The sequence below is a fragment of the Klebsiella sp. Q11 genome (assembly GCF_964241505.1).
Classification (GTDB): domain Bacteria; phylum Pseudomonadota; class Gammaproteobacteria; order Enterobacterales; family Enterobacteriaceae; genus Klebsiella; species Klebsiella michiganensis.
The window spans coordinates 80,609-94,805 of sequence record NZ_CAXSXW010000009.1 but is presented as its reverse complement, the minus strand read 5'-3'; the positions used below and the strand labels follow the sequence as shown (position 1 = coordinate 94,805).

The 14,197-nt window shown below is 56.9% G+C and carries 14 protein-coding genes and 1 riboswitch; of the genes, 9 read left to right on the top strand and 5 right to left on the bottom strand.

Features of this window, described 5'->3' with window-relative positions:
* The first annotated feature begins 5 nt into the window (after nt 1-5).
* The 3 genes from glnE to glgS all read left to right on the top strand — a co-directional run bounded on the left by glnE (nt 6) and on the right by glgS (nt 4,815).
* Complete coding sequence (gene glnE, locus ACESQ2_RS16370) at nt 6-2,840, top strand: bifunctional [glutamate--ammonia ligase]-adenylyl-L-tyrosine phosphorylase/[glutamate--ammonia-ligase] adenylyltransferase (RefSeq protein WP_373170903.1); 2,835 nt, start codon at nt 6-8, stop codon at nt 2,838-2,840.
* A 58-nt stretch (nt 2,841-2,898) separates the two neighbouring features.
* Nucleotides 2,899-4,332 carry a bifunctional D-glycero-beta-D-manno-heptose-7-phosphate kinase/D-glycero-beta-D-manno-heptose 1-phosphate adenylyltransferase HldE gene (gene hldE, locus ACESQ2_RS16365; RefSeq protein ID WP_014226884.1) on the top strand — a complete coding sequence of 478 codons (1,434 nt, stop codon included), beginning with the start codon at nt 2,899-2,901 and terminating at the stop codon, nt 4,330-4,332.
* 273 nt (nt 4,333-4,605) lie between these two features.
* On the top strand, nt 4,606-4,815 hold the full coding sequence (glgS, locus tag ACESQ2_RS16360) for a cell surface composition regulator GlgS (protein WP_004854266.1): 210 nt from the start codon (nt 4,606-4,608) through the stop codon (nt 4,813-4,815).
* A gap of 53 nt (nt 4,816-4,868) precedes the next feature.
* Here the strand turns inward: glgS and ubiK are convergent, their stop codons facing one another.
* A complete protein-coding gene (gene ubiK / locus ACESQ2_RS16355) occupies nt 4,869-5,150 on the bottom strand; it encodes a ubiquinone biosynthesis accessory factor UbiK (protein WP_004854265.1) in 282 nt (93 codons plus the stop codon).
* Nucleotides 5,151-5,270: 120 nt separating this feature from the next.
* Nucleotides 5,271-5,422: riboswitch (FMN riboswitch) on the top strand.
* Nucleotides 5,423-5,528: 106 nt separating this feature from the next.
* On the opposite strand from ubiK, the gene ribB reads away from it, so the two are divergent.
* Complete coding sequence (gene ribB / locus ACESQ2_RS16350) at nt 5,529-6,182, top strand: 3,4-dihydroxy-2-butanone-4-phosphate synthase (RefSeq protein WP_004854262.1); 654 nt, start codon at nt 5,529-5,531, stop codon at nt 6,180-6,182.
* Nucleotides 6,183-6,243: 61 nt separating this feature from the next.
* Here ribB and zupT read toward each other — a convergent pair whose 3' ends face one another.
* On the bottom strand, nt 6,244-7,014 hold the full coding sequence (gene zupT / locus ACESQ2_RS16345; protein WP_224225451.1) for a zinc transporter ZupT: 771 nt from the start codon (nt 7,012-7,014) through the stop codon (nt 6,244-6,246).
* Between the two features lie 193 nt (nt 7,015-7,207).
* On the opposite strand from zupT, the gene ygiD reads away from it, so the two are divergent.
* Complete coding sequence (gene ygiD, locus ACESQ2_RS16340; RefSeq protein ID WP_014226877.1) at nt 7,208-7,999, top strand: 4,5-DOPA dioxygenase extradiol; 792 nt, start codon at nt 7,208-7,210, stop codon at nt 7,997-7,999.
* 45 nt (nt 8,000-8,044) lie between these two features.
* Here the strand turns inward: ygiD and ACESQ2_RS16335 are convergent, their stop codons facing one another.
* The 3 genes from ACESQ2_RS16335 to tolC form a co-directional block, all read right to left on the bottom strand.
* On the bottom strand, nt 8,045-9,205 hold the full coding sequence (locus ACESQ2_RS16335) for a glutathionylspermidine synthase family protein (RefSeq protein WP_025105920.1): 1,161 nt from the start codon (nt 9,203-9,205) through the stop codon (nt 8,045-8,047).
* A 5-nt stretch (nt 9,206-9,210) separates the two neighbouring features.
* Entirely contained in the window at nt 9,211-9,879 is a 669-nt protein-coding gene (locus ACESQ2_RS16330; protein ID WP_004125303.1) for a DUF1190 family protein, read from the bottom strand.
* 169 nt (nt 9,880-10,048) lie between these two features.
* Nucleotides 10,049-11,497, bottom strand: a complete 1,449-nt coding sequence (gene tolC, locus ACESQ2_RS16325; RefSeq protein WP_032692881.1) for an outer membrane channel protein TolC — start codon at nt 11,495-11,497, stop codon at nt 10,049-10,051.
* 195 nt (nt 11,498-11,692) lie between these two features.
* Between tolC and nudF the strand changes: the two genes are divergently transcribed.
* The 4 genes from nudF to yqiA are packed head-to-tail and all read left to right on the top strand — an operon-like array spanning nt 11,693 to nt 14,171.
* Nucleotides 11,693-12,325 (top strand): ADP-ribose diphosphatase, encoded by a 633-nt coding sequence (gene nudF, locus ACESQ2_RS16320; RefSeq protein WP_004854249.1) that lies wholly within the window; start codon nt 11,693-11,695, stop codon nt 12,323-12,325.
* Nucleotides 12,322-12,744, top strand: coding sequence for a DUF1249 family protein (locus tag ACESQ2_RS16315; protein ID WP_004854247.1), 423 nt, complete (start codon nt 12,322-12,324; stop codon nt 12,742-12,744). Before nudF ends, ACESQ2_RS16315 begins: the two co-directional genes overlap by 4 nt.
* A gap of 24 nt (nt 12,745-12,768) precedes the next feature.
* On the top strand, nt 12,769-13,596 hold the full coding sequence (gene cpdA / locus ACESQ2_RS16310) for a 3',5'-cyclic-AMP phosphodiesterase (RefSeq protein WP_004854245.1): 828 nt from the start codon (nt 12,769-12,771) through the stop codon (nt 13,594-13,596).
* Nucleotides 13,596-14,171: an esterase YqiA gene (gene yqiA / locus ACESQ2_RS16305; protein WP_004854243.1), complete on the top strand. Its 576-nt coding sequence runs from the start codon at nt 13,596-13,598 to the stop codon at nt 14,169-14,171. The genes cpdA and yqiA overlap by 1 nt, the downstream gene beginning before the upstream one ends.
* Nucleotides 14,172-14,197: the final 26 nt, after the last annotated feature.

The following is a 14,197-nucleotide window of genomic DNA, read 5'->3' as shown; positions in this document are numbered from 1 at the left end:
CTAAGATGCCGCTTTCTTCGCAATTACAGCAGCACTGGCAGACGGTCGCAGACCGGCTACCAGCGGATTTTCCCGTATCGACGTTGAGCGATCGGGCGCAATCGGTCATGGCCTTTAGCGATTTCGTCGAACAGAGTCTGATCGTGCAGCCGCAGTGGCTGGCAGAGCTTGAAAGTGCGCCCCCCGAGGCGCAGGAGTGGCATCACTATGCCGACTGGCTGCAGGTTCGCCTGGCCGAGGTCAATGATGAAGCCGCGCTGATGCGCGAGCTGCGCCAGTTTCGCCGTCGGATCATGGTGCGTATCGCCTGGGCCCAGGCGCTATCGCTGGTCAGCGAAGAGAGCAGCCTGCAGCAGCTAAGCGCGCTGGCGGAGACCTTAATCGTCGCCGCGCGCGACTGGCTATACGCCGCCTGCTGCCGTGAATGGGGCACTCCGTGTAATGCTGAAGGTACGCCGCAGCCGCTGCTGATCCTCGGGATGGGCAAGCTCGGCGGCGGCGAGCTGAATTTCTCCTCCGACATCGATCTGATTTTCGCCTGGCCGGAGCATGGCGCCACGCGCGGCGGCCGTCGCGAGCTGGACAACGCCCAGTTTTTTACCCGCCTCGGGCAGCGCCTGATTAAGGTGCTGGATCAGCCCACCCAGGATGGCTTTGTCTACCGCGTTGATATGCGCCTGCGCCCGTTTGGCGACAGCGGCCCGCTGGTGCTGAGCTTTGCCGCGCTGGAGGATTATTACCAGGAGCAGGGGCGCGACTGGGAGCGCTACGCGATGGTGAAAGCGCGAATCATGGGCGATAACGATGGCGTTTACGCCAGCGAGCTGCGCGCCATGCTGCGGCCGTTTGTCTTCCGCCGCTATATTGATTTCAGCGTGATTCAGTCTCTGCGTAACATGAAGGGAATGATCGCCCGTGAGGTGCGCCGTCGGGGACTGAAGGACAATATCAAGCTCGGCGCGGGCGGCATCCGCGAAGTGGAGTTTATCGTCCAGGTCTTCCAGCTGATTCGCGGCGGACGCGAACCGATGCTGCAACAGCGGGCTTTGCTGCCGACGCTGGCCGCCATCGAAGAGCTGCACCTGCTGCCGGAAGGGGATGCGCAGAGGCTGCGCGAAGCCTATCTGTTTTTGCGTCGACTGGAAAACCTGCTGCAAAGCATCAACGACGAGCAGACGCAAACCCTGCCGCAGGATGAACTTAATCGCGCCCGGCTGGCCTGGGGGATGGGGGCTGCCGACTGGGATACGCTCAGCGCGCGGCTGGCGGAGCAGATGGCTAACGTGCGGCGCGTGTTTAATGAATTGATCGGCGACGATGAAACCCAGTCGCCGGATGAACAGCTTGAAGAGTACTGGCGCGAACTGTGGCAGGACGCGCTGCAGGAGGATGATACCAGCCCGGCGCTGGCGCATCTCGCCGACAGCGATCGCCGCAGCGTGCTGGCGCTGATCGCCGATTTTCGTAAAGAGCTGGACCGGCGCACGATTGGCCCGCGCGGCCGTCAGGTGCTCGACCAGCTCATGCCGCATCTGCTCAGCGAAATCTGCTCGCGCGCGGATGCCCCGGTGCCGCTGGCGCGCATTACGCCGCTGCTCACCGGGATTGTCACCCGCACAACCTATCTGGAGCTGCTGAGCGAATTCCCCGGCGCGTTAAAGCACCTGATTAGCCTGTGCGCGGCATCGCCGATGGTCGCCAGCCAGCTGGCTCGCCATCCGCTGCTGCTGGACGAGCTGCTGGACCCGAATACGCTTTATCAACCGACGGCCACCGATGCCTATCGCGACGAGCTTCGGCAGTATCTGCTGCGCGTACCGGAAGATGATGAAGAGCAGCAGCTGGAGGCGCTGCGCCAGTTTAAGCAGGCGCAGCTGCTGCATATCGCCGCGGCCGATATCGCCGGCACCCTGCCGGTGATGAAAGTGAGCGATCACTTAACCTGGCTGGCGGAGGCGATGATTGACGCGGTGGTCCAGCAGGCCTGGCTGCAGATGGTGGCCCGCTACGGGCAGCCGATGCACCTGCACGATCGCCAGGGGCGTGGTTTTGCGGTGGTTGGCTACGGTAAGCTGGGGGGCTGGGAGCTGGGCTACAGTTCCGATCTCGATCTGGTGTTCCTCCACGATTGTCCGATGGAGGTGATGACCGACGGCGAGCGCGAAATCGACGGTCGTCAGTTTTATCTGCGGCTGGCGCAGCGCATCATGCATCTTTTCAGCACTCGCACCTCGTCGGGCATTCTGTACGAAGTGGACGCTCGCTTACGTCCTTCTGGCGCGGCGGGCATGCTGGTGACCACCGCCGATGCCTTTGCTGATTATCAACAAAATGAGGCATGGACCTGGGAGCATCAGGCGCTGGTTCGCGCCCGCGTCGTGTATGGCGATCCTGAGCTACAGGCGCGCTTTGACGCCATTCGTCGGGATATTCTTACAACCCCGCGAGAAGGCGAAAAACTGCAGACCGAAGTGCGGGAAATGCGCGAAAAAATGCGCGCTCACCTGGGGAATAAGCATCACGATCGCTTTGATATTAAAGCCGATGCCGGGGGTATCACGGATATTGAATTTATTACCCAGTATCTGGTCCTACGCTATGCCAGTGATAAACCGAAGCTCACGCGCTGGTCCGATAACGTCCGTATTCTGGAACTGCTGGCGCAGAACGACATTATGGACGAGGCAGAGGCGAGGGCGTTAACTCACGCTTACACCACGCTGCGCGATGCGCTCCATCACCTGGCGCTGCAGGAGCAGCCGGGGAACGTGGCGCCAGAAGCGTTTAGCCAGGAGCGTGAACAGGTCAGCGCCAGCTGGCAGAAGTGGTTGATGGCTTAACTAAAAAACCGGGTGTGCTATTATCGCGCGCAAAGTTTGCGTCTCGCAGGAGAGAGGAATGAAAGTAACGCTGCCAGAGTTTGAACGTGCAGGAGTGTTGGTGGTTGGCGATGTGATGCTGGACCGCTACTGGTATGGTCCCACCAGCCGTATTTCGCCGGAAGCGCCGGTGCCGGTGGTGAAGGTGGAAAATATCGAAGAACGTCCTGGCGGCGCGGCAAACGTGGCGATGAACATTGCGTCGCTCGGCGCGACCTCTCGTCTGGTTGGCCTGACCGGGATTGACGATGCCGCCCGCGCGTTAAGCAAGGCGCTGGCCGACGTCAACGTGAAGTGCGACTTTGTGTCCGTCCCGACCCATCCGACGATTACCAAACTACGCGTGCTGTCGCGCAACCAGCAGTTGATTCGTCTCGATTTTGAAGAGGGTTTCTCCGGCGTCGATCCGCAGCCGATGCACGAGCGTATTCAGCAGGCGCTGAGCTCCATTGGCGCGCTGGTGCTGTCTGATTACGCCAAAGGCGCGCTGACCAGCGTCCAGACCATGATTAAGCTGGCTCGCGACGCGGGCGTTCCGGTGCTTATCGACCCGAAGGGCACGGATTTTGAACGCTATCGCGGCGCCACCCTGCTGACGCCTAACCTCTCAGAGTTTGAGGCGGTCGCGGGTAAATGTAAGGATGAAGAAGAGATCGTTGAGCGCGGGATGAAAATCATCGCCGATTTTGACCTCTCGGCGCTGCTGGTGACCCGTTCCGAGCAGGGGATGACGCTGCTGCAGCCGGGGCGACCGCCGCTGCATATGCCCACGCAGGCCCAGGAAGTCTATGATGTTACCGGTGCGGGCGACACGGTCATCGGCGTGCTGGCGGCGACGCTGGCCTCCGGCAACACTCTGGAAGAGGCCTGCTACTTTGCCAACGCGGCGGCGGGCGTCGTGGTCGGTAAACTCGGTACTTCTACCGTTTCGCCTATCGAACTGGAGAACGCCGTGCGTGGGCGCTCCGAGACCGGTTTTGGCGTGATGAGCGAAGAAGAGCTGAAGCTGGCGGTTGCCGCGGCGCGCAAGCGCGGCGAGAAAGTGGTGATGACCAACGGCGTGTTCGACATTTTACACGCGGGCCACGTTTCCTACCTGGCTAACGCGCGCAAGCTGGGCGATCGGCTGATCGTTGCGGTGAACAGCGACGCGTCAACCCGGCGTCTGAAAGGCGATTCTCGCCCGGTCAACCCGCTGGATCAGCGGATGATCGTGCTGGGCGCGCTGGAAGCCGTCGATTGGGTGGTCTCTTTTGAAGAGGATACCCCGCAGCGGCTGATTGCCGGAATTCTGCCGGATCTGCTGGTAAAAGGCGGCGACTATAAGCCGGAACAGATCGCCGGTAGCGAAGAAGTCTGGGCAAACGGCGGCGAGGTGCTGGTGCTCAACTTTGAAGATGGCTGCTCGACGACCAACATCATCAAAAAGATCCAGAAAGATAACAAACAGTAATGTTTTCTCTTCGCACTGTAGCGGCGGTATGTCCGGAATTATCGCGCTAACCGAGGCGTAACCAGCGATAACGCTGCAAAACCGGACAAAAGAGGCCCGCGATTGCCCAATCGCGGGCCTCTTTTTATTTAATGACGGCATAAATGATTTGGCTCAACAAATCGCCACTTCAGGCGCATTTTTCGTACAAAAAAAGTTAAGGTAAGGATAAATACTGAAGTCAGTAAAAAGCATATGACCAATCAGAACACCAACGGCTGAAGGAGTATGCGTATGAAGAAAAACGATATGTATTTAATGAAGAATTTTGATTTTCTGGCCCAGAGCTTCGCCAGAATGAACGCACAAGGTCAGCCCGTCGATCTTCAGGCCATTGTTGGTAATATGGATGAAGCGCATCGCGAATGGTTTTGTCAACGCTACGAACTTTACTGCCGCCAGGCGAATAAAACCATGACGCCAGAAGCGGAGCTGGAGCACTAATCTACTGACCGCACTACAGATACGACAACGGGCCTGACGGCCCGTTGCTTGTTTTACGGCTTCTCTTCGACGTCCGGCGCAGCCGGTGCGCTCGGCGAACGGTTTTCCAGATCGTTAAGACGCTGCTCCAGAAGCGCCAGCTTTTCACGCGTGCGCAATAGCACCTGCGTCTGCACGTCGAACTCTTCGCGGCTTACCAGGTCCAGACGAGTTAACTGCGACTGGAGCACCTGACGGATTTTTTTCTCCACGTCTTCCCCCAGATCGCGGAGCCCCTTCGGCATTGATTCATGAACCTGACGGGCGATTTGTTCAATTTTTTTCGGGTCAATCATGGTGGTTTCCTGCTCTGGTCGGTTATCCGCTCATTGTAGTGCGATCGTCGGCGCCTATAAACCATAAATGTTTGAAGCTTATGCATTGCCGACGATAGTCAATAGCGTTATAGTTGCTTTGCTTATTCTCAGGGCGGGGCGAAATTCCCCACCGGCGGTAAATCAACCATAGCGTTGAAAGCCCGCGAGCGCTTTCTGCAAATGCAGAAAGGTCAGCAGATCCGGTGTAATTCCGGGGCCGACGGTTAGAGTCCGGATGGGAGAGAGTAACGGCTCAGCCGGGTTTGTACCCGCTTGCGTTGACTTTTGCCGCTAAACCGGCGCTCCTAAGACTGCCCTGATTCTGGTAACCATACAATTGATGAGGTTTTTTTTACCATGAATCAGACGCTACTTTCCTCTTTTGGTACCGCTTTTGAACGTGTAGAACGTGCTCTGGATGCACTGCGCGAAGGCCGCGGTGTGATGGTACTTGACGATGAAGACCGTGAAAACGAAGGCGATATGATTTTCGCCGCTGAAACCATGACCGTTGAGCAGATGGCGCTGACCATTCGCCACGGCAGCGGCATTGTCTGCCTGTGCCTGACGGAAGATCGCCGTAAACAGCTCGACCTGCCAATGATGGTTGAGAACAACACCAGCGCCTACGGTACCGGTTTTACCGTGACCATCGAAGCCGCTGAAGGCGTGACCACCGGCGTTTCCGCCGCTGACCGCGTGACCACCGTGCGTGCGGCAATTGCCGATGGCGCTAAGCCGTCCGACCTGAACCGCCCAGGACACGTTTTCCCGCTGCGCGCGCAGCCGGGCGGCGTCCTGACCCGCGGCGGCCATACTGAAGCAACCATCGATCTGGTCACGCTGGCTGGCCTCAAACCGGCGGGCGTACTGTGTGAACTGACCAACGACGACGGCTCTATGGCGCGTGCGCCGCAGTGCATCGAGTTTGCTCAGCAGCACAATATGGAAGTGGTCACGATTGAAGATTTAGTAGCCTACCGTCGCGAACACGAGCGTAAAGCCAGCTGATTGCAGTTGGTTGCTGAATAAAGCCTGCCTTATGGTGGGCTTCATTGTTTTTAGCTTTTGTTTAGCCAATGCCCACCGTTTGCAAAACCACCAGGCTTAATCCCATCACTGACATCCCGCACAGCACGCCATAGCTCGGGTTGCTTTGTGGATCGAGCTCTTTCGCCAGCGGCATAAGCTCATCAACCGACAGCGCAATCATGATACCGGCAACCGCGGCCATAACGGCGCCCATCATCACCGGGGATATCGCGCTGCCCAGCACCAGCCAGGCCAGCACGCCGCCGAAGATTTCCGCCATGCCGGAAAGACCCGCCCAGAACACCGCTTTACTTCTGGAGCCCGTGGCGGCATATACCGGTCCGGCTACCGCCAGTCCTTCCGGGATGTTGTGTAGCGCAACGGCTAACGCGACCCCCATGCCCAGCTCGAGATTATTGCTGGCCGTCACGAAGGTCGCAATGCCCTCGGGGAAGTTATGCAGGCTGATGCCTAAGGTCAGTAAAATCGCCGTACGGCGCAGGTTACGCGGGCGGGAAATGCCGGGAGACATCAGATCCTGCGGGTGGGCGTGAGGCAGCATGCGGTCAAGCGCAAAGTAGCCCAGAAGGCCGATAATAAACATGCCGTAGCCGAGCATGGGGGACATGCCTTCGGTAGCCAGCGCGGCGGGCAGCATCTCCATCAACGAAATCAACAGCATGATCCCGGCGGCGAATCCCAGTGAGAACCCCAGTAAGCGATTCGAGGGTTTCTGCCCGATAACGCCGAAAATGGCGCCAATAAAGGTAGCGCTCCCTGCCAGCAGGGTCAAAATGACGGGTGAGGACAACATTCACCTCCTTATGAAAATGATTCTTATTAAGAGTATCGTGATCCATTGACGATCGCGAGCGCGCGGATTCACTCTTTACCGCCGCTTACATTCAAATTTTCTGACGATCATCATCATGCTTATCTGAGTTTATCCTCCATAGAAAGAGCGTAATGTAAATACATCAACTTTCTTAATAAAGGATATCACTATGTCCCGTACCCGCATGCCCGCGCTGTTTTTAGGTCACGGTAGCCCGATGAACGTGCTGGAAGATAACATCTATACTCGCGCCTGGCGGCATCTGGGCGAGACGCTGGCGCGGCCTAAAGCCATTGTGGTGATCTCCGCGCACTGGTTCACTCGCGGTACAGGAGTGACCGCGATGGAGGCGCCGAAAACGATTCATGATTTTGGCGGTTTTCCCCAGGCGCTCTACGATACGCATTATCCGGCGCCGGGTTCGCCTGAGCTGGCCCAGCGTCTGGTCGAGCTGCTGGCGCCGGTGCCGGTGACGCTGGATAAAGAAGCCTGGGGCTTTGACCATGGTTCCTGGGGCGTGTTGATTAAAATGTATCCCGATGCCGATATTCCGATGGTACAGCTGAGTATTGATAGTACGAAGCCCGCGGCATGGCATTTCGAAATGGGGCGTAAGCTGGCTCAGCTACGCGATGAGGGCATTATGCTGGTGGCAAGCGGCAACGTGGTGCATAACCTGCGTACCGCACGCTGGCACGGCGAAAATACACCTTATCCCTGGGCGGCGTCGTTTAATGACTACGTGAAGGCGAACCTGGACTGGAAAGGTCCCGTAGCGGAACATCCGCTGGTGAATTACCTGGCGCATGAAGGCGGATCGTTATCGAACCCGACGGCCGATCACTTTCTGCCGCTGTTGTACGTGCTGGGCGCCTGGGACGGTGAAGAGCCGATTACGATCCCGGTTGAAGGAATGGAAATGGGCTCCCTGAGCATGCTGTCGGTGGTCATTGGCGCCTGAAAATAGATAAACCCCGGCAGTAAACAATGCCGCCGGGGTTTGCTGTTACTCGACGAAAATGTGCGGATAAAAGCGCGACAGATCCTGAGTGATCAGCGCCCGGTCTTCGCGAATGCCAATTCCCGCCGGCTGGTCGTTAATCAGCCAACTGCCGATGAGCGTGTAGCTGTCGCCAAACTTCGGCAACGGATAGAACGCCTGCACGATGGTGCCCTCTTCACCGTACGGCCCTTCTACCGCCTCCAGCACTTTGCCATTCTCCACGATAGAGACGTTAGCGCCTTCGCGGGAGAAGATCGGTTTGATAACGTACTTCTCCAGCTCCGGATGCGCATCTTCGCTGAAATAAGCGGCCAGCAGGTTCGGATGGTTGGGGAACATCTCCCACAGCAGCGGCAGCAGCGCTTTGTTGGAGATAATGCTCTTCCACGCCGGCTCCAGCCAGCGCACGCCTGCATCTTCCAGCTTGGTGGAGAACACCTCGCGCAGCATGTACTCCCATGGATAGAGCTTGAACAGATTACCAATCACCTGATCCTGCAGGTCGGTAAACTGGCCTTTTTCGCCGAGACCAATATCTTCGATGTAGAGGAACTCGGTCGCCACGCCCGCTTCTGCGGCGCAGTCCTGTAAATATTGCACGGTACCGCGGTCTTCAACGGTATCGCGACAGCAGGCCATATGCAGCAGCTGGAAGCCGAACTGCTCGCGCAGCTCGCCAAAGCGATCGATCAGCTTCTCCTGCAGGCTGTTGAACTGATCGCTGCCTGCCGGCAGCTGACCGGCGTTCAGCTGATCTTCCATCCAGATCCACTGGAAGAATGCCGCTTCATAGAGAGACGTCGGCGTATCGGCGTTGTTCTCCAGCAGCTTCGGCTCACCCACGCCGTCCCACGCGAGATCGAGACGCGAATACAGCGAGGGCTGATGGGTTTTCCACGACTGGCGTACGAAGCCCCAGGTGTGTTTGGGGATGCGAAATTTGGCCATTAACTCATCGCTGGCGATGACTTTTTCCACCGCCTGCAGACACATCTGATGCAGCTCAGCGGTGACCTCTTCAAGCTTTTCAACCTGCGCCAGCGTCAGTTTGTAATAGGCTTCTTCGCTCCAGTATGGCTCGCCGTACATGGTGTGAAAGTTAAAGCCATATTCTGTCGCCTTTTCGCGCCAGTCCGGGCGCTCGGTAATGCTGATTCTTTCCATGTCGCTTAGCCGCCCATCGAGCGTGAAGAAGAGGAGCTTGCTGAGCTACGCTGCATGGTTGATTGCTTAGCGACCGAGTCGCCAAACCCGCCGCGCGTCACGGTGCTGGTGGTGGCTGGTTTTGGCGCCATCGCAGTTTTCGGCACGGTCATGGTACGGCCCGGCTGCGCTGCTCCGTAGCTCTTACCGCCCGCGTCGGTGTATTTACCATAGGCCGGGCTGGCCGGGTTTTTTGAGCTGAACAGCGGCTGCTGAGCGCCCATTCCGCCGCCCATCATCCGGCCCATCATGTAGCCCGCCATCAGCGGCATCCAGAAGCTGCCGCTGCTTTGCGCCTGGGCCTGGTTTTCCGGAGCCATGCCTGCCTGAGCCGGCGCCTGCTGGCACTGACCTTCACCGAATTCGGCGACGCAATCTTCACGGGAGGCGTATTTCGGCGCGGTGCGCTCCGCTTCTTTGAGCGCGTTGTTGTAAGCGGTGGTGCACTCTGCGGATTTGCTCGGGTTAGCGGCAGAGCAGTCATCGGCGTTTTGATACAGAGAAACCGTTTCATCGCTTTGTTCACAGCCGGCGAGCATAAATACCGCCGTCACGGCGAGCGCAACGGGAGTTAAATGACGAGCGCTCCAGCTTTTGCGGAAGGAGGCGTGTTTAATATTTTTTGTCCGTTTCATGTTTGTCTTCCTGGACCCAGTGGTATGCGTTTTGTTAACGCTCAGGATAGAGGATGAGTGGTGGAAAATGAAGCGAATAGGGGCGGAAAGCGGGGGATCTTTACGTTGCCTTACGTTTAACGCTTCGCTTACCTGCGGGGTAAGCGAAGCGTGGAGTGCGCAAGCTTAATTACTGGCGGAACGGATTGCTGCCGCTGGTGCTGCGTGCGGACGCCGGTTTTGCCGCGACGGTGTTGCTGTAGCCGTCAGCGCTGGCATCCTGCTGCGGATTTTCCGGCGCCACGCTGTCCGGCGAGGTCGGAATCGCTTTACCCAGCGTGTTGTTCAGCGCAACCAGGTCCTGCTCGTTCAGCGTACCGAGCGCGGACTTGATGTTCAGCTCGTTAATCAGGTAGTTATAACGCGCGTTGGACAGCTGCTGTTTTGCGTTATACAGCGTGGTGGTCGCGTCCAGGACATCGACGATGGTACGCGTACCCACTGAATAACCGGCTTCCATGGCATCCAGTGAACTTTGGGCAGACACCACGGCCTGTTTGTAGGCATTGATGCTGCTGATGGACGCGTTCACGTTGTTAAAAGAGGAACGAACGGTCTGCACCACGCTACGATGCGCGCTTTCCAGCTGCTCGCTGGCGCCGACAAAGTTGTACTGCGCCTGTTTAACCTGGGAGTTCACCATCCCGCCCTGATACAGCGGCAGGGAGAAGTTCAGGCCGATTTGGTTCTGCCCGATATCTCTGTCCTGCGTGGTGTTTTTAGAACCACTGTAGCTGTTATTAGATACGCTACTGGACGCGTTTAAATTCAGGGTCGGCAGATGCCCATCCTGCGCCTGGCGAATTTGCTCGCGCGCCAGGTCCTGGCTGAGTCGGGCCTGCAGCAGCGACAGGTTGCGGTTTTCCGCTTCTTTCAACAGCGCGTTCACCGCCGATGGTTTAGTGGTTTTAAAACCATCAACGTTCAGCGAGGCCAGCTCCGGATAGTAGTTGCCGGTCACCTGACGCAGCCCTTCTACGGCGTTATCGAGGTCGTTGCGCGCGGTGACTTCATTCGCCAGCACGGCATCGTACTGCGAACGGGCGTTCTGTACGTCAGTAATCGCCACCAGGCCAACGTTAAAGCGCTGGGTGGTCTGATCTAACTGGCGGTAAATAGCCTGTTTCTGCGCTTCGGTATAGGAGAGCGTATCGATCGCGGCCAGCACTTTAAAATAGGCCGTCGCGGTGTTCAGAATCAGCGTTTGCTGATCCGTCTGATAGGTGACGTCCTGAATGCCGGCGTTCTTTTCCTGCAGCGTCAGCGCACGCCATTTCGACATATCAAACAGAACCTGCGTGAGCTGCAGCGATCCGCTGGTGACGTCGGAATTCTGGTCTTTAGCATCACGGAAGCCGCTGGTATAGGTATAATCTGCACCCAGACCGAGCTGTGGCAATAACGGGCTACGCGCTTCGTTGATCTTCTCGAATGCGGCATCACGATCGGCTGCTGATTTACGCAGATCAGGGTTGCTGACACGCGCCTGCTGATAAACCTGCAGCAGGTTTTCAGCCTGGCTCATGGCGCTGAAGCCAGTCAGGCCCAGGCCGATAAGGATGGGAAAGAGTTTCTTCATTTGCATTCCTTGTTGTGAAGCATTTAGCGCTACTCAAATTCTAAAAATAATCACTGATTGTATAGAGTCTGTTACCGTAAAAAGTTGGCGTTATGTGCCATGGGGCGGTAATTTGCACCAATCTAGCATACGAGCCGTAAAACGGTAGCCACACCGCCTATAAATTCATAACTTCATGTTCTACAGGATATCGAAATGAGCGACGTCAATCAGCAGGGGATTACCTTCTCTAAAAACGATGTAGAAATTATTGCACGCGAAACGCTTTATCGCGGTTTTTTTTCGCTCGATTTATATCGTTTTCGCCATCGCCTGTTTAACGGCGGGATGAGCGGCGAAGTGACCCGCGAAATTTTTGAGCGCGGCCACGCCGCAGTCTTGCTACCCTTTGACCCGGTACGCGATGAAGTTGTGCTCGTCGAGCAGATCCGTATTGCGGCGTATGATACCAGCGCGAGCCCGTGGCTGCTCGAAATGGTCGCCGGTATGATAGAAGAAGGCGAATCTCCTGAAGATGTCGCCCGTCGTGAAGCGGTGGAAGAGGCCGGGCTTATTGTTGGCCGGGTTAAACCGGTCCTGAGCTACCTGGCCAGCCCCGGCGGCACCAGCGAAAGGCTGTCTATTATGGTGGGTGAAGTCGATGCAACGACGGCAAAAGGAATTCATGGACTGGCCGACGAAAACGAGGATATTCGCGTTCATGTGGTGAGCCGGGAACAGGCTTACAGATGGGTGGAAGAGGGGAAAATCGACAACGCAGCCTCTGTCATCGCGCTGCAATGGCTGCAACTGCATTATCACAATTTACGAAACGAGTGGACAAAATGAAGCGTTATACGCCTGACTTTCCTGAAATGATGCGCCTGTGTGAAACCAACTTTGCCCAGCTGCGCCGCCTGTTGCCGCGAACGGATGCAGCGGGAGAAAAGGTGAGTTACCAGGTGGGCAACGCGCAATACCGATTAACCATCGTCGAATCGACCCGCTACACTACGTTAGTGGCGATTGAACAGACGGCGCCGTCGGTGAGCTACTGGAGTCTGCCGTCAATGACGGTACGGCTCTATCACGATGCAATGGTCGCTGAAGTGTGTTCAAGTCAGCAGATCTTTCGCTTTAAAGCGCGGTATGATTATCCTAATAAAAAGTTGCATCAACGCGACGAAAAGCATCAAATTAATCAGTTTCTGGCCGATTGGCTGCGATACTGTTTTGCACATGGAGCGATGGCGATTCCGGTTTGTTAGCGTCGTGAAACCTAAGGACACCATTTGGAAAGCCTGTTAAACCTACCTTTGGCTGGTGAGGCCAGAGTCAGGATATTACAAATTACCGATACTCACCTGTTTGCTGAAAAACATGAAACGCTGTTAGGTATCAATACCTGGGAAAGCTATCAGGCCGTACTGGATGCGATCCACGCCTCACAGCGAGAGTGCGACCTGATCGTTGCTACAGGCGATTTGGCGCAAGATCACTCTGCCGCGGCCTACCAGCATTTTGCTGAAGGCATCGCGAGTTTTACTGCACCCTGCGTCTGGCTACCGGGTAATCATGATTTTCAACCGGCAATGTACAGCACGCTGCAGGAATCCGGCATCTCTCCCGCTAAACGCGTATTGCTGGGCGACCACTGGCAAGTATTGCTGATGGATAGCCAGGTGTTCGGCGTGCCGCACGGCGAGCTGAGCGATTTCCAGCTGGAATGGCTTGAGCAGAAGCTGACCGAAGTTCCGCAGCGCTATACGCTGCTGCTGTTGCACCATCATCCCATGCCGTCAGGCTGTAGCTGGCTGGATCAGCATAGCCTGCGCAATGCCGGGGCGCTTGATTGCGCGCTGGCCGCTTTTCCTCGCGTTAAGCATCTGCTCTGCGGCCATATTCACCAGGAGCTGGACCTTGACTGGAACGGACGGCGCATGATGGCCACGCCATCCACCTGCGTGCAGTTTAAGCCGCACTGCGCGAACTTCACGCTCGATACCGTCTCCCCAGGCTGGCGCTGGCTGGAACTGCATCCTGACGGCACATTGACCACTGAAGTTTGCCGCCTCGAAGGCGTGAAATTTCACCCGGATATCGCTTCAGAAGGATACTGATGTCTACGCTTCTCTATCTGCATGGTTTTAACAGCTCGCCTCGGTCGGCAAAAGCGACTGCGCTGAAAGCGTGGCTGGCGCAGACCTATCCTGACATCTCGATGGTGATACCGGAGCTCCCGGTTTATCCCGCGCAGGCGGCTGAGCATCTGGAGTCTATCGTGCTGGAGCATGGCGGTGAACCGCTGGGCGTTGTCGGGTCGTCGCTGGGGGGATATTACGCGACCTGGCTATCGCAGTGCTTTATGCTGCCCGCCGTGGTAGTGAACCCCGCGGTGCGCCCGTTTGAGCTGTTGAACAATTTCCTTGGCCCCAATGAGAATCCATACACGGGGCAGCAATATGTGCTAGAGTCTCGCCATATTTACGATCTCAAGGTCATGCAAATTGACCCGCTGGAAGCGCCGGATTTAATCTGGTTATTGCAGCAAACGGGTGATGAAGTGCTTGATTACCGCCAGGCCGTGGATTATTTCGCCTCCTGCCGACAAACGGTAGAGGAGGGCGGTAATCACGCATTTGTTGGCTTTGAAGATCATTTCACTCAGATTATCGATTTTCTGGGCCTGCGCTGAGCGGTTCGGAACGACCTACGAATACA